We start from the raw sequence: 16,259 nt of genomic DNA on the forward strand, positions 1-16,259 counted from the left end.
ATCTGATGTGAATGAAAGTTAATATTACTAAATTGTTAAATCCATTATTTTTGCAAAAAATTTTTATGAAACTTTTTTTAAGCCTGAGTTTACTTTTCAGTATGACCTTTTTCAAAGCACAGGAACACATTTCCAGCTTCAATGCAGTGACTCTAACGTATAAGTTTCATCCCAAATTTTTCCTCTATGCGGAAGGTCAGCTTAGAGGAAATGAAGATTATACCTATCCGGACTATTATGAAATTAAGGGAGGAATAGGGTATAATCTTACCAAGAATCATAAACCTTTTGTAGGTCTGGGAAGATATGTCAACTACAAAGATCATAAATTAAGCAGAGAGGAGTTCAGGGTATGGCTTCAGGACGTGATTGATTTCAAAAAAGGAGTCGTGAAGTTTGAAAACCGTTTCCGTGTTGAGAAAAGCTGGTTTTATGAACCTGCTACTGATAAAGCTTCTCAAAGAATGCGTTACAGATACCGTTTGAACATCAGTGTTCCCCTGAATTCAAAAACCATTAAAAAAGGGACTGTTTTTGCGAATGCTTATGACGAAATGTTCCTGGTAAGCCCAATGAAACCGACATTTGCCAGAAACAGGGTATACGGAGGATTCGGATATCAGATCGATGATTACTTCGGAATTCTTACAGGTTATCTGTGGCAGCGTGAGTTTGAAGCAAAAGGAAATAAGAATCTGCATTTTATTTATCTTGCTTTAAACATCAACATCGATGGAACCAACCATCCTACAAAAACATATGACTTCCCGGGAGCGGATTAATATTTTTCAATCAGATAACGATAGGCTTTCAGATATTTATTGAATCTTTTAATGTCTTTAGGTGTAAGCTCCCTGTTTACTCTTCTAAGATCCATATTATCACGAAGATCATTAAGCTTTACAGCAACAGCAAGGGGAGACCTTTCGGTTCTTTTGATAAATTCGTCATAATCTTCTTCAGGATCAAATTTGGTCAGGCAGCTGACTGCGAAAATAATGTATTCCGGAAAACCCTCACTTCTTAAATAATCGAAGCTGAACTCTGCCGGATGATCTTCCACTACATCATGGAGTACCCCTACGATCTTTTCATCCATGGTTTTGCCATATTCCATAACCCGCATGACATGGGCAATATAGGGTGCGTGGTATTTATCTGTCTGTCCTTTATGTGCCTTATCAGCTATTTTAATTGCTTTGTGCAGCAGTTCTTCTTTTGTCATTCTATAGAAAAATATAGACTACAAAAATAAAAAAATGCCTCAAAAAAAATAAGGCATTTATAAAGATTATTTTATATTAAACTGAGTTCAGGCTGGAAGTTACTTTTAGTTATAGGTATTGAAGAGTATTGTAAAATCAAATTACCTTAAAAAAGATAAAAACAGTGTTGCACTTATTATTGATAACTTCCCTCTTTCAGCTTCAAATCTGTATAAATAAGAAATTCTTATCTAGGACTGATGTTGGTTTAATAAAATTGACAAAATAAGTTGAAAGTTAGGGATGGTCTGTTTTCATCATTACCATTTTTTTCAATAGAATAATGGGGGTATTTTTCAAATTGACAACAATATTTGGTTAAAATATTACTTGTTAAAATCTGATTAAGCGCTTATAATATTCGTGTTTAAACTACTTTAAAGTGATTTTTTTGGGCTTGAAAAATGAGGGACTTGTTATTAACATTCTTTATTTTTTAATTTATTTAATTATAGATATTTATGTTTTTTTTAAATAACACTTTTTATTGAAAAAAGTGTACGAAAACGAGTGTTTTTGAGGGGTGATTTTTGTGTATCTATTACTATTGATATAAATTGAAATAAGTTTATCATAATTATAAAAAGGAAAACTATTTATAATGTATGAACGGAGAATTAATTATCTTTTTCAATTAGTCCAATTAAAAAAATAATGATGAAACAAAAATTATTCCTTAAAATTTCATTGCTTATTGTATTTATTTTAAGTATAAATTCTATAGCAGCCCAAACATTATATTGGACGAATTCCACAGGAAACAATAGATGGAGTATTCCTGCAAACTGGAGTGCGGATAACCCTAGCGTAGTTACCACACCTGCTCCTGCAGTCTCACCTCCTACGGCTTCTACTGACGTTATTTTTAACGCAGGAAGCTTTAAGACTGCTACCAACCATATTATTAATCTTGATCTGGCTGTACAGGCTAAAAGCATATTTGTATTAAGCATTGGTGCTGCCAACCAGGTTACGGTAAACGGTGGTGGTATTTTATCTGTATTTGGTGGCATACAATTGTTACCAGAGACCTCTAAATTCTTTTATAATGGAACAGGAAATTTAATTTTAAAATCAAATAGCATGGGTAATATCCTTGATATGAAAGGACAAAACCTTGAAACAACGGTCCAGTTTGATGGAGTGGGTGGAGGATGGCAGTTTCTCACCCCTGTAAATACAAATTCTTCTAAAGGAATTAACGTTTTAAGAGGAAGTGTTGACTTTCACGGACTAACGTATAATATAGGTAATTTTTCATCCTCAACCGGAGGTACAGCCAGAGCGATAGATTTTGGTAATTCTAATTTTAATATTTCAAGTAACACATGGAATATTTCTAATGCCGGCCTTATATCCCTGGCAGGAAAGCCCAATATTAATTTTTTAAACCCTTCAACTTTCTATCATCAGAATACAGGATTGACCAATTTTCATTATGGCTCTATTACAATGGCGAATGGAGCCGGGATAACCTTTCTTCTGAATAACGGAAATTCAAACGAAAGTGACATTGAAGAATTCAATGGATATGATATTTTACTTTCCGGAGGAACCAATACTGTAATTAAAAATTTAAATCTAAATTATGGCTATACAGGCTCACTCCAGGGCAGGAGAATTGTTGTAGATAAGCTATCATTTATTGGAGGAAATACGTGTGATTTATATCATTTTACTGGTGGAAGTATTGCATTTACCAATTTATCTGCTCAATTACAGCCTATTGACCGTCTGTGGCTGAATTCTACAACTGCACAAATCCCAAACGGAAGTGGAGGCTATATCATAGCGTCACCATTGGTACAGGTTAGTAACGGAAAAGACGATGGTGGTAATGCAGGATGGAATATAAGCAGTATCACAGGAAGAAGTTTATATTGGATTGGTAATTCAGGAGAATGGCATAATCCGCTTAATTGGTCATTAACTTCAGGTGGGGTCTCTTTGGGGGCTTCCGGGTGCCCTCCGAATATTACGGATAACGTCTTTTTTGATGCCAACTCATTCAATGCCAATAATCAGGTTATGACCATTGGGACTAGTACAGACGCTTACTGTAACAATATGACCTGGGCAGGATTGGATCAGACCGGAATAGATTGGCAGGGAACAAAATCCCTGAATTTAGGGGGAGACATCACTTTAGATCCTGGTATGACAGAATTTATCAGCTATAATCAACAAATAAAATTCTATGATAAAGTTGAAGCAAGAGTTGATTTTAAAAATGACAGCCAGAACAGGAAAATGTCCAATGTAACATTTTATGTACAGGATCAGGGAAAGGTTAATCAGGTTTCTAATCTGGTTTATATATCTATTATGACGATGGACCGAAATACAGCTAGGGTGTATAACGTTGGTGGTGCCGGCCATACTCTTCAGGTAAAGGATGGTCTGAGAGAAAACGGAACCATAAGAATGAATGATGCAACGATTATTAATGAAGGAACAGGTTTGGCGGTTTATTATAGTATTAACTTAATTTTTAATGCAAATTCTGTCTGGAAAGCAACGGCGCCGGGTACCATACAGTACCGTTTTGTAACCAATAACTTTCCTACATTTATACAAACTGATCCGGCGGGAGTATTGAATTTTCAAAACCAGGGAAGTTCACTTCACGTACAAGGAAATTTAACGGTTAACGGCAAAATCAATGATATAGGATCTGCAACAGTAACCGGAACAATGAAATTGTCTGATAATACGCATCAGTTCTCTGATGGGGCAACTATTACTGTGGGGTATTTGGATGCAGCAGGCGATAACTGTGGTATTGCTCCAAAAATTAAAAGCTTGTCCGGAGGTCAGTTTAACCTGAATGTTCCTAACGGAAATGTCCTGTCTAACTATGCTGGTTTTTCAGATATTAAATATACCGGTAATGCTGCTCATTTGAACCTTAATGGGCAAGGTACTTTAAATGTGGGTAATAATACCAATATAGATTTCGGATTGCCTGTAGAAAATACATTTTATTGGCGCCCGAATTCTGATGACAATACATATACCGGAAACTGGACCAATCCACGGTATTGGGCACTGAACCAATCTGATGTATTTGGACAGAGCAGTTCTACCGGTTGTATTCCTACAATAAATGATAAAGTTGTTTTTGATAAGCTATCAGGAAATGGAAGTTCAATGACGGTTACAATCAATGACGGAAGGGGAGCGAAGTCTGTAGAATGGATAGACAGTGGTGCTGATGCTATACCGAACAATATGAACTTTTTAATTACAAGCACAGGAAGTCTTGATATTAAAGAGAAAATATCACTGGGAAGTAATATGACACCGTCTTTTGGAGGTGCTCTTAATTTTTTAGGTACCATAAATGAAGATGTACTGGTGGATCTTAAAAATAAAACTATAGGCGGAATGTTCATTGTAAGTTCAGGAAATGTAAGATTACAAAATGGTTTCCTGGGGGGTGCCAGAATAAAAGTAAATGGCGGAGCATTTATTACCAACGGGAAAAATATAACGGCAGCTACATTATGGTCTGTCAATACCCAAAGCCGTAAAATAGATCTTACGAACAGTTCCGTTACATTAACAGCTACAGAACAATATCCGGGGGCACTTGCTGGTGATCCCAGGTATACCTGGAACATACAAAACTCCGTGGGTAATCTGGATTTTATTTCCACAAATTCTATTATTAATATCAAAGGGAATTTTAACCCTAATGGTAGCGGGGGAAGCTATTTTTTAGGAGACGGGCTTGCCTATAAAGACATTCTGTTTTCGTCTGCAGATGGTACGGATAATTATTCTCTTGAATTTTTAGGTAATAATACCGTTGCGGGAATACTTTCTGTACAGGGAACATTAAATGCCAGGCAAAGTTTTACGGTTAATAATTTAAATCTTAAGACTGATAGGAACCATGTGTTTTCCGCAGGGCAGACCACTACATTTCTGCCAACTGGTAATATAGAGAAAAACGGAGATCTGAGTGCTATTCTTAACCTGAGAAGCTCCAATAGCCCGACGTTACACAATTTTGTGAAACAATCAGGAGGAAATATATTCATCTGTAATATAGGAATTATTGACATTCAGGCAACCGGTGTACCTTTTAAAACAAATTCCGTAAGTACATATAACGGTTTGGCGGGTGCTGCTGCAAATCCTCCGGCAGGAACTTCCTGGGATTTTAATTCCGCGACTGCGCCAGCTCAGATTACCCTTACGGATCCTTCGGATGTTCATATAAATTTAGGGGATGAAGCTAAAATAGGATATGAGATAACATTAAATAATACAGGACCTTATCAGACCGTAATTAATTTATTAGGAGTGGCAACCTCATTTACAACCCTCAGCAGCGGAAATGCCACTACAACCGGTAATTTTATACTAACGCCATCTGCTACGGGTGATGCTGTTGTAAATAATTTCAGCTACTTTGATTGTCCGGGGCAGTATGATCCGGGGACAGTGATAGATGGAATAACACCAATAAAAGTACCTCCTGTAAATATCAATGGACTTGCACTGAATGGAGAAACTGAAACTTATCCTTTTTCTAATTTGCCCAACAAGATTTTTGTAATGAATGAAGCTGATAGACTCACGAATGTTGCTACTTTTGCCAATAGAAAAACACAGGTCAGAATACAGGATAAAGTAGATGCCTCTGATACACAAAGTCTGAATAATGTAAAAGTAACCACTCATATAGATGTGGCTGAGATTAATTTTAGTTCAAAAGTATATGCAAAGAGAAGATGGGAGCTGGCGACTACCGGAGCGGGAGGAGCCATTGTAAGATTTTATATTACACAGGCTGAACTTACATCTCTTAAAACAGCAGTAAACAATACTGGTTCCGATTTAGATTTTCTGGCATCATTATCTGTATTTAGATTCAATTCTGGGGTTACTCCATCCGCAGGACAGGTAAATACAGAACAACAAATGCTTAGTTCGGGAATAGCTGCAGAATTGGCTGACGGGACTAACACTTACTATTATGTGGAAGCTAAGCTCAGTGGATTCTCCGGATCGTATGCATTAGGAGCCGCTTTAAATTTGTGCTACAAACCAGCTGCCTCTACAGGAATAACTCTGAGTACTAAGGCAGGTATCACATCACTTGGAAGAGCCGGAGCAAATGATGAAAACTGGCCAATGGTAAGAAAAGGCGGATGGATAGCTCTGGAATCTAAAACAAAAGCATTGGTTATTAACAGGGTTTCTTTCAATAGCTCTAACAATCCTGTTGGTATTGCTTCCGCTGATTTTGTAGAAGGAATGATGGTCTATGATACTACCAATAACTGCCTGAAGCTATATACTTCTGTAGATAACGGGATTACTTTTGGATGGTATTGCTTAAATACCCAAACATGTCCTGATTAAAATAATTCAATTTTCCGAAGGATAATTTGAAGCTTTGGAATATTTTTTTAACTAAAATCTCATAAAATGAAAAAAATAATTTTAAGTATTATGTTTTTTTCTCAAATCTTTATCAATGCTCAAGTCGCAATAGGGAAAAATACGGTAACTAATCCATCAGTATCATTAGAATTTTCTACTGTTGAAAACAGAGGTTTGATATTGCCTTATGTAGAAAATAAAAATGGGATTACCCAAAATGGAAGTATGATATATGATACCACTGACCATAAAGTTAAGATTCTTAAAAATGGTACTTGGTTTGATCTGAGTGTAGATAATACAGGAAACGCTGATATTACCATACAAACTTCTAAAACGGAAAATTTGAATGCGAAGGTTAATATTGGAATTCTTGGTGCCGCACAGGGAATTTTGGTTTTAGAAGATAATAATAAGGCTATGGTATTGCCAAAAGTAGCGAGTCCTCATTTGAATATCATTAACCCATCTGCAGGAATGGTTGTTTACGATACTACTAAGCGTCAAATGGCTGTATATAACGGTACCGTCTGGACATTCTGGATGCCATAATTTGAATTTATAAGACAATATTATAATAGGTAATGCAGTTTTCAAATTAATTGAAATAGTGGGAAAAGTATTTTCAAACATTAATTTCAGTAATAGTTCTATCATCTTGTAGCGTATATAAGAGAAACAACTTTGAATACAGAAGTAGTGAAAAAGTTAACAAAAATAGCAATAAACATTTTTTTACAAAGCAATTTAAAGATGGTGTTTTTTATAAATGTCTAAAATATGGATATGGTGAGAATTTAAACTTTCAAATAGGTCAGTTGATGGCTCAAAAAGATTTATTTAGTCCATCTGATGATCCTGACTCTAAAATAAATAATATCCAAGATAGTTTAGCAAAGAAAATTATAAATAATTTACCTCCTGTTTACTTGCATGTTGAAGATGAAAGCACAATTAAAGAAAAGAATTTTATAATCTCTACATGTCTATCTTACTATGAAAGTAAAGAATTAAATTCCTTTGCACAAAAACTTTACAAGGAAAAAGTTAAGCATGAAAAACAAATATGGGGTAATTAGGTTTAAATAAAATATGGGAGTTTCAACCATAAAAATATAGTATGAGATCATTTCTTTGTTTTATTGTTCTATTAAGTTCTTCTTTCCTGTATGCTCAGGAAATCTCAAAAGTTGAAAAATTAAAAATCGGTAATTATGTTTATAGTAATTATCTGTATCCCTTTTTCAACTATGAGCGAAATATAGATGGAATGTCATTTTATATAAGATTAAATGATAAAAAACAGTTTTTAGGAACCGCAATAACTTATAGAAGAACAAATTCTTCTAAAAATTATGAAAAGAAGGGGAGTAAAGAACTGCCCCCAGATGTGAGATCTACCTATAAAGATGGAGTTATTCTGAGTGAAGGAAAAATTGATATCGACGAAAAAAATAAAATGATTACCATTGTTGAAAACACATTCACAAAAGATAATGGATTTGAAAATGAACCAGATTCTGTAAAACGTGTTTACCGACAACGAAAAGATGGTCTTTTCAATTTGATTTTACTTACAGAATATAGAAATGGGCAGGAAACGATTATTGTAAAGAAATAATACTTTAAACAGTCGTTATGGGAATTATAAAAAATAGTATACATATACTTTTATTATTGATGAGTATCAATATTTACTCGCAAACAGTAGACGTTAAAAAGAGTGATTCTATTGTATTAAGAAAAGCAAATAGTAAAAATGAATACTACGTTATTTTATTTAATAAAGAAAATATTAAATATAATAAAAGCAACGGATTTAAGTACGATACTATTCCCCATATAAAAACAGTCATAAAATGTAAGGAATGTAAAGAAGAATCTTACGGATTTTTGATAAAAAAAATAAAAAAGAATAAGAAAAGGCAAGGCTCTATTCGTACACTTGAAGATTTTTTTAAAGATAGAACAGGTTTTAACTTTGGAGGTGGTTACTTTCTAATTAATGGTCACTATTGTAAAAATTTAGGGATGCCAATAGAATAAATCGAAATAACTTTTTCTACATCTACCTGAAAAATAGCCGGTTTTTAAAGTCTGTCCCATCATAAAATAAGTTGATTAATTCTCAACTTATTTTGGATTGACTTTGGTTTTAGGCGTTTCAGGAATTTCAGGTTTAACAGGGTTGAGGACTTTATATTTTAAAAGGTCGATTTTAGGTTCTTTTAATGACATATAGAGCGAAGTATCTGGTTTTACAGTTAGGATTTTATACAGGTCTTTATATTCTTTTCTGGAGGCAGCATTTAGTTTTTCAACAGACAGGATCTCCGGCTTCCCCTGTTTTAAGATCTTAAGAGTATCTGTTTTGGGTAGGAGGGGCAGCTTTTCGGTTTTTTGTGCAGAAACGGCTGCTGAAACTAGAATAAGAGGAAATAATAAAGCTTTCATGCGATGTAATTTTAAATTAAAATATTGGAATCTTCTGTTATTCGGAGGTTCCTGATATTATAAGACAACTCATGTCCTCATATTATTACATTGTCTAATGAAAAAAGGCTTATTTGATATGCAGTCTTGTAATGGAATTGATTTTTCTGTCTTTATCTAACCTGAGTTCAAAATAATGATCTTCCTTACTTTTAAGATCCTCAAAAAACAGTTGCTGCAACTGGAGCCGATCTGTAAAATATTTAAAATCTTTGGATAGCTGAAGGCCGGTATCAACTGATGAAACACACTGAACATCGTACATTGCTTCACAATGTTCATTATTCCCGTTAACATCACTTACAGATGCCGTTCCGGTCAAAATTGAAGCACAGCGGAAGGTCAGTATCATATTTTTTGCTTCTTCTTTTAAACGTACATCTGTAGCAAAAACTATAGTATCTGTCTTAATGGTTGTTTCACATACACATAGTTCTTTCCGGAAAGAATTGTCATTTTGAATTCTATGATTTCCATTCTTTTCTTTGTTGCAGGCAGAGAGCATCAAAACGAGTATTGCAGATGTTATTATTTTCATACGTCTTCTTTGGAATGGCACAACAAGATACTGTTTTTTCTGTTGATATTCAATAAAAAAGCGCCTCAGAAAGGTGAGACGCTTTAATCAAATTTATGTATAAAAGACTAATAATTTCCTTTTTCGATATAGTGAGCAGCCACTTTTTCAGTGAGTGCCACTACATTTGGATGGTTGGCATATTTCGTGAATCTTCTTAATCCTGAAAGCATCATTCTCTGCTCATCTCCTTCAGCGAAAGAAACAATTCCTTCTTTAGCTGCAACAATGATCTTTTCAACCGCTTTATAAAGGTTAAGCTGGGCCATAGCTGCTTCTACAGAATCAGGAGCAAAGTGTTTTTCAGCTCTTAATATCGCAGATTCTGCCATATAGATCTGGTTAAGGATCTCCGATGCATTTAATAATAAGTGCTGCTGTTTTTCAATATCCATCATATACTTCTGAAGCGCTGCTCCGGAAACCATAAGGAATACCTTCTTAAGATTAGTGATGATTGATTTTTCTTCACTCATGAATTCAGAATAATCAGGAACTTCAAATGAAGGAATTCCCATTAATTCTTTGCTGATCGCCATTGCAGGAGACAGTAAGTCCAGTTCTCCTTTCATTGCTCTCTTAATAAGCATTCCAACCGCTAATAATCTGTTGATTTCATTGGTTCCTTCATAGATTCTGGAAATTCTTGAGTCTCTCCATGCCGCTTCCATTGGAGTATCTTCAGAGAATCCCATACCACCGTAAACCTGGATTCCTTCATCAGCTGTATGCTGAGCAAGATCAGAAACGAAAACTTTAAGGATAGAACACTCTACTGCGAATTCTTCAACTCCTTTAAGCTCTGCTGCCTGATGATCCATTCCTCCTGCTACCAGCTCATCAATTTTATCCTGAATATTTTTTGCCGCTCTGTAAGAACCTGCCTCACTTACGAAAACTCCGGTTGCCATTTCAGCGATTTTCTTTCTGATGGCTCCAAAAGTAGAAATAGAAACGCCAAACTGCTTTCTTTCGTTAGAATACTGGATAGAGTGGTTTAAAATTCTTCTCTGTGCATCAAGACATGCTGCTGCTAATTTAATACGGCCAACATTTAGTGCATTTAATGCGATTTTGAATCCGTTGTTTCTTTCTCCCAATAAGTTCTCAACAGGAACCTTCATATCATTAAAGAAAACCTGGCGGGTAGAAGAGGCACGAATACCTAATTTATGTTCTTCTTCACCGAAAGTAAGGCTTTCAGGGTTTTCAAGCTCAGATCTGTTGATGACGAAACCAGTGATGTTTTTGTCATCATCAATCTTAGCGAACAGAGTGAATGTATCAGCGAAACCTGCATTGGAAATCCACATTTTCTGTCCGTTGATGATATAATGTTTTCCATCCTCGGAAAGTTTAGCTCTTGTTTTTCCAGAGTTCGCATCAGAACCTGCATCCGGTTCAGTTAAGCAGTAAGCCCCGAATTTTGCTCCTGTTGCCAGATCCGGAAGGTATTTGTTTTTCTGCTCTTCAGTTCCGTAAAGAACAATTGGAAGGGTCCCGATTCCGGTGTGCGCGCCATAAGCAGTTGCCAATGAACCTGTAACTCCTGAAATATAATCGCAGGCAAGCATTGTGGTTACAAAGCCCATTCCAAGACCTCCGTATTCTTCAGGAACGGCAATTCCCAACATTCCCATTTCACCAAGCTTACGCATCGTTTCTTCAGTAAGAGCATAATCTTTCTTTTCAAAACGCTCTTTCTGCGGAACTACTTCTCTGTCTATAAATTCTTTCGCAGAATCACGAAGCATTTTTTGTTCTTCATTTAATTCTTCAATACTGAAGATTTCGTTTGCAGGAATTTCTTTGATCAGGAATTCTCCGCCCTTAAGTATATTGCTCATTTGTTATTATTTTAAATTTTAGATTATAAATTTTAAATTAGATTTTGTCGTTATAAATTTTCAGATGATGTTTTAATGATTTTAGTCAAAATATTAATAATCATTTCTATTTCTTTTAAATAAGGCTCGATGTCAATTTGAACAAGACTTGAAGAAGGGTAAAGCTTCAGCCAATATTTTGTTTCTCTAGCTTCTTTGTTTGCAATAGAAAGCTTTGATATAAAATCTTTTTTAGACTGAGCTACAATAGCTTCTTCTACGTTTGCTCCGATAGAAGTTCCGGAACGAAGAATTTGTTTTGATAAAATAAACTCATTTTGAGATTTACATTCAGTATAAAGTTTTATTATTCTTAAAGCAAATTCAAATGTTTTTATTTGGATCAAATTGTCTTGTTTGAAACTCATCTAAAATTTATAATTTAAAATCTATAATTAATTAAAGTAGTTCAAAAATAGAAGCCGCTCCCTGGCCCGTTCCCACACACATGGAAACCATTCCGTACTTGTTGCCGCGTCTTCTCATTTCGTCAAGAAGCTGAACGGTAAGTTTAGTTCCGGTACATCCAAGTGGGTGACCTAAAGCGATGGCACCTCCGTTTACGTTCAGGATATCTGGATTTAAGCCTAATTCTTTCTTAATTGCTACCGATTGAGAGGCAAAAGCTTCGTTAAGCTCAATAAGCTCGATATCTTTTAGTTCTAAACCTGCCTGTTTTAATGCCTTTGGAATAGCGTAGATTGGTCCCATCCCCATGATTCTGGGTTCAAGACCTGCTGCTGCATAAGCCACTAATCTTGCTTCCGGCTGTAATCCTAATTCTTTAACCATTTCCTCGCTCATTACCATTACGAAAGCTGCTCCGTCACTCATTTGCGAAGAGTTTCCGGCTGTAACGCTTCCTCCGTTGGCGAATACAGGTCTTAACTTTGCTAAACCTGCAAGAGACGTATCTGCTCTTGGGCCTTCGTCCACAGAAAAGTCAAACTTTTTGGTCTGCATTTTCTGATTTTCGTCTAAGAAGTTATATTCTACAGGAATAGGAACAATCTGATTGGCAAATTTCCCTTCCTGATTTGCTTTTAAGGCTTTCATATGGGATTCAAAAGCAAACTGATCCTGCTCTTCTCTTGATATATTATATTGTTTAGCTACTTCTTCAGCTGTGTAACCCATTCCCCAGTAATAATCAGGGTTGGTTTTTGCGATATCCGTTTCCGGAACCGGCTTATAACCTCCCATCGGAATATAAGACATAGATTCTGTACCTCCCGCGATAATACAGTCAGCCATTCCTGCCTGGATTTTCGCTGAAGCAATCGCAATGGCCTCACTTCCTGATGCGCAGTATCTGTTTACGGTTACTCCCGGAACTTTATCTGTATTTAATCCCATCAAAGAGATCAGACGGGCAACGTTAAGCCCCTGCTCAGCTTCAGGCATTGCATTCCCCACGATAAGGTCATCAATTCTGTTTTTATCTAATTGCGGAAGCTCTGCCATTAATTTTTCAATAACGGTAGCTGCCATTACATCGGGTCTTGTAAATCTTAAACTTCCCTTTGGAGCTTTTCCAACGGCCGTTCTGAACCCCTTTACTATATATGCTGTTTTCATATTTTTTGTTTAATTAAATTGTTTTTGAGAAATTTTGCCTCGTAGAGGTAAACTGTTCATAGTTGTATTGTATTGCAATTTGCGGAGCTCCGTAGGAGCGACCTGTTAGTCTTCAATCCATTCAAATAAATATTTCGGATCATATTCAATTTCAAATTTTGACATAAAATCCAGATATTCTTCTCTAAAAGTTTTCTTTTTATGATGTTCTTCCTGTTTTAAAATATATTTTACAACAGAATCAACACTGCTTTTAGAATAAGAAAAAGCTCCGTACCCTTCCTGCCAATTGAATTTTCCATTGATCCATCCTTTTTCATTGATGAATTTTGAAGAACCCGCTTTTATATCTCTTACTAAATCTGAAACTGACAATACAGGATTCATGCTTATAAGAATATGAACATGGTCGGGCATTGCAAATACAGCGAATAATTTTTGATTTCTGTTGCTAATGATACCTGTGATGAATTTATGTAATTCCTCCCTGTTTTCTTTTGAAATCAGGTTTTGTCTTCCTTTTACTGCGAAAACAATTTGAATATAAATTTGTGTATAGGTATTAGCCATAAAACTAACAGGTCGCCTCTACGAGGCTCTTCAAAATTGTAAATTATTCATAGTTATTAACAGTTCGCTCCTACGGAGCTCCCTATTAATTTCTCAACGGTTTACCATTTTGTAACATATACTGAATTCTCTCAAGAGTTTTTCTTTCGCCGCAAAGCTGAAGGAAGGTTTCTCTTTCAAGGTTCAATAGGTATTGTTCCGTTACGACAGTTGGTTCAGAAAGATTTCCTCCTACCATTACGTTGGCTAGTTTATCTGCAATTTTCTTATCGTGTGCGGAAATATAATTTCCTGTAAGCATCTGGTCGGTTCCTACGTAGAACATTCCTAATGCATCCTTACCAAGAACTTTAACTTTTTGCTCGATGGGTTGAGTATAGCCTTGTTCTGCCAATAGTTTGGCTACTTTTTTAGCTTCGGCGATTTGTCTGTTTTTGCTTACGGAAACAATGTCTTTACCTTTTTCAAGGATTCCCATATCGTAGGCTTCATAAGCTGAAGTAGCAACTTTACCCATAGCGATATTCATGAAGGCCTCACGGAGTCTGTTGTTTTTAACATCATCGTTGTGGAATTCTCTTGAAGTTCTTAAAGTCAATTCTTTTGTACCGCCACCGCCAGGAATTACACCAACACCTGTTTCTACAAGTCCGATATACGTTTCTGCTGCTGCAACCACTCGGTCTGCGTGCATGGTCATTTCGCATCCGCCTCCTAAAGTCATTCCGTGAGGAGCAACTACAACAGGAATAGAAGAGTAGCGTACCCTCATCATGGATTTCTGGAAGTAAGCGATTGCCATATTCAGATCATCCCAGTCCTGTTCGATAGCCATCATAAGGATCATGGCAAGGTTGGCACCTACAGAGAAATTGGCTCCTTGGTTTCCTACGACTAATCCATCATATTCTTTTTCTGCTAAGTCAATGGCTCTGTTTAATCCATCAAGAACTTCGCCTCCAAGAGAGTTCATTTTTGAACGGATTTCGAAGTTGATGATTCCATCACCAAGATCTTCAATTGCAGCCCCTGAATTGCTCCAAAGGGTTTTGTTTTTTCTAATATTATCAAGGATAATGAAAGCATCCTGTCCTGGAATTTTATTGTATTCTCCAGAGTTTTTATCAACATAAATGCTTTGTCCTTCGTCATTTACTTTATAGAACGTTTCTACATTTTTCACCCAGTCTGAAACTTCATATCCTGCATCTTTAGCCAGTTCAATACCTTTTTGAACCCCTACGGCATCCCAGATTTCAAATGGTCCGTTTTCCCATCCGAAACCGGCTCTCATGGCATCGTCAATTTTATAAACTTCGTCAGAAATTTCAGGAACTTTATGCGAAACATAGGCGAATAGTGCTCCTAAAGATTTTCTGTAAAGTTCACCTGCTTTATCTTTACCGCCGATCAATACTTTGAATCGATCAATTGGTTTATCAATAGCTTTGGTTAATTCCAGGGTAGGGAAAGAAGATTTTCCCTGAAGTTCATATTCTAAGGTATCAAGGTTTAATCCGTGAATTTCAGATTTTCCTTCTGCATTTTTCACTTTTTTATAGAATCCTTGTTCTGTTTTTGAGCCCAGCCATTTGTTATCCATCATTTTCTGGATATAGGCAGGAAGAGCGAATACATCATTGAAGTCGTTCGCTTCAGCACCGCTTTGGCGTACACCATTGGCTACCATTACTAAGGTATCCAGACCAACAACATCAGCCGTTCTGAATGTGGCAGATTTAGGACGGCCAATCACAGGACCTGTTAATTTATCTACGTCAGAAACAGTAAGACCTAATTTCTGTACATTATGAAGAAGATCCATCATAGAAAATACCCCGATTCTGTTAGCGATGAAAGCGGGAGTATCTTTGGCTAAAACGGTTGTTTTACCTAGGAATTTAGCCCCATAGTTCATATAGAAATCTATGATTTCCGGATCTGTATCATTGGTAGGAATAATCTCAAGAAGAGGAAGGTATCTTACCGGATTGAAGAAGTGAGTTCCTGCAAAGTATTTTTTGAAATCTTCGCTTCTTCCTTCTGTTAAGAAATGGATTGGAATTCCGGATGTATTAGAAGAAATTAATGTTCCCGGTTTTCTGAATTGTTCAATTTTTTCGTAAACTGACTTTTTGATGTCAAGTCTTTCAACCACAACTTCAATAATCCAGTCTGTATTTTTGATTTTCGGAAGATCATCGTCAAAGTTTCCTATCTTTATTCTGTCTGCAAATTTAGGCGAATAAAGGAGTGCCGGACTCGCTTTTTTTAGTTTTTCAAAGTTTTCAGCAGCAATTCTGTTTCTTACTGCCTTATCATCTTTGGTCAAACCTTTTTTCTGCTCAGCTTCAGTCAGTTCAAAAGGAACGATATCCAAAAGTGACACTTCCACGCCAATATTGGCAAAGTGTGCTGCAATACCGCTGCCCATAATTCCTGAACCAAGAACCGTTACATGTTTGATTCTTCTTTTCATATGTAAATTTTTAT

14 protein-coding genes are annotated in these 16,259 nt (G+C 36.0%); 6 read left to right on the top strand and 8 right to left on the bottom strand.

Annotation, left to right across the window (positions count from 1 at the left end; genetic code table 11):
- Positions 1 to 65: 65 nt before the first annotated feature.
- Positions 66 to 782, top strand: a complete 717-nt coding sequence (locus FW768_RS02155) for a DUF2490 domain-containing protein (protein WP_153391960.1) — start codon at positions 66 to 68, stop codon at positions 780 to 782.
- On the opposite strand, the gene FW768_RS02160 is transcribed toward FW768_RS02155, so the two are convergent.
- Entirely contained in the window at positions 779 to 1,225 is a 447-nt protein-coding gene (locus FW768_RS02160) for a phosphohydrolase (protein ID WP_153391962.1), read from the bottom strand. The genes FW768_RS02155 and FW768_RS02160 overlap by 4 nt on opposite strands.
- A 694-nt stretch (positions 1,226 to 1,919) precedes the next feature.
- On the opposite strand from FW768_RS02160, the gene FW768_RS02165 reads away from it, so the two are divergent.
- The 5 genes from FW768_RS02165 (at position 1,920) to FW768_RS02185 (ending at position 8,708) form a co-directional block, all read left to right on the top strand.
- A complete protein-coding gene (locus FW768_RS02165; RefSeq protein ID WP_153391964.1) occupies positions 1,920 to 6,641 on the top strand; it encodes a beta strand repeat-containing protein in 4,722 nt (1,573 codons plus the stop codon).
- Between the two features lie 66 nt (positions 6,642 to 6,707).
- On the top strand, positions 6,708 to 7,214 hold the full coding sequence (locus FW768_RS02170; protein WP_153391966.1) for a hypothetical protein: 507 nt from the start codon (positions 6,708 to 6,710) through the stop codon (positions 7,212 to 7,214).
- A gap of 269 nt (positions 7,215 to 7,483) precedes the next feature.
- Complete coding sequence (locus tag FW768_RS02175) at positions 7,484 to 7,741, top strand: hypothetical protein (RefSeq protein WP_153391968.1); 258 nt, start codon at positions 7,484 to 7,486, stop codon at positions 7,739 to 7,741.
- Between the two features lie 41 nt (positions 7,742 to 7,782).
- Positions 7,783 to 8,283, top strand: coding sequence for a hypothetical protein (locus FW768_RS02180; protein ID WP_153391970.1), 501 nt, complete (start codon positions 7,783 to 7,785; stop codon positions 8,281 to 8,283).
- A 17-nt stretch (positions 8,284 to 8,300) separates the two neighbouring features.
- A complete protein-coding gene (locus tag FW768_RS02185; RefSeq protein ID WP_153391972.1) occupies positions 8,301 to 8,708 on the top strand; it encodes a hypothetical protein in 408 nt (135 codons plus the stop codon).
- 87 nt (positions 8,709 to 8,795) lie between these two features.
- Here FW768_RS02185 and FW768_RS02190 read toward each other — a convergent pair whose 3' ends face one another.
- From FW768_RS02190 to FW768_RS02220, 7 genes are all read right to left on the bottom strand, one after another.
- Positions 8,796 to 9,116 carry a hypothetical protein gene (locus FW768_RS02190; RefSeq protein WP_153391974.1) on the bottom strand — a complete coding sequence of 107 codons (321 nt, stop codon included), beginning with the start codon at positions 9,114 to 9,116 and terminating at the stop codon, positions 8,796 to 8,798.
- A 109-nt stretch (positions 9,117 to 9,225) separates the two neighbouring features.
- On the bottom strand, positions 9,226 to 9,693 hold the full coding sequence (locus tag FW768_RS02195) for a hypothetical protein (RefSeq protein WP_153391976.1): 468 nt from the start codon (positions 9,691 to 9,693) through the stop codon (positions 9,226 to 9,228).
- Between the two features lie 107 nt (positions 9,694 to 9,800).
- Positions 9,801 to 11,579, bottom strand: coding sequence for an acyl-CoA dehydrogenase family protein (locus FW768_RS02200; RefSeq protein ID WP_153391978.1), 1,779 nt, complete (start codon positions 11,577 to 11,579; stop codon positions 9,801 to 9,803).
- A 50-nt stretch (positions 11,580 to 11,629) separates the two neighbouring features.
- Entirely contained in the window at positions 11,630 to 11,986 is a 357-nt protein-coding gene (locus tag FW768_RS02205) for a four helix bundle protein (protein ID WP_153391980.1), read from the bottom strand.
- A 31-nt stretch (positions 11,987 to 12,017) separates the two neighbouring features.
- Positions 12,018 to 13,196, bottom strand: coding sequence for an acetyl-CoA C-acyltransferase (locus FW768_RS02210; protein ID WP_153391982.1), 1,179 nt, complete (start codon positions 13,194 to 13,196; stop codon positions 12,018 to 12,020).
- A gap of 105 nt (positions 13,197 to 13,301) precedes the next feature.
- Complete coding sequence (gene tnpA / locus FW768_RS02215; protein WP_153391984.1) at positions 13,302 to 13,766, bottom strand: IS200/IS605 family transposase; 465 nt, start codon at positions 13,764 to 13,766, stop codon at positions 13,302 to 13,304.
- Between the two features lie 85 nt (positions 13,767 to 13,851).
- Positions 13,852 to 16,245 (bottom strand): 3-hydroxyacyl-CoA dehydrogenase/enoyl-CoA hydratase family protein, encoded by a 2,394-nt coding sequence (locus FW768_RS02220; protein WP_153391986.1) that lies wholly within the window; start codon positions 16,243 to 16,245, stop codon positions 13,852 to 13,854.
- Positions 16,246 to 16,259 lie beyond the last annotated feature (14 nt).

It is taken from the genome of Chryseobacterium vaccae (assembly GCF_009602705.1).
GTDB lineage: Bacteria > Bacteroidota > Bacteroidia > Flavobacteriales > Weeksellaceae > Chryseobacterium > Chryseobacterium vaccae.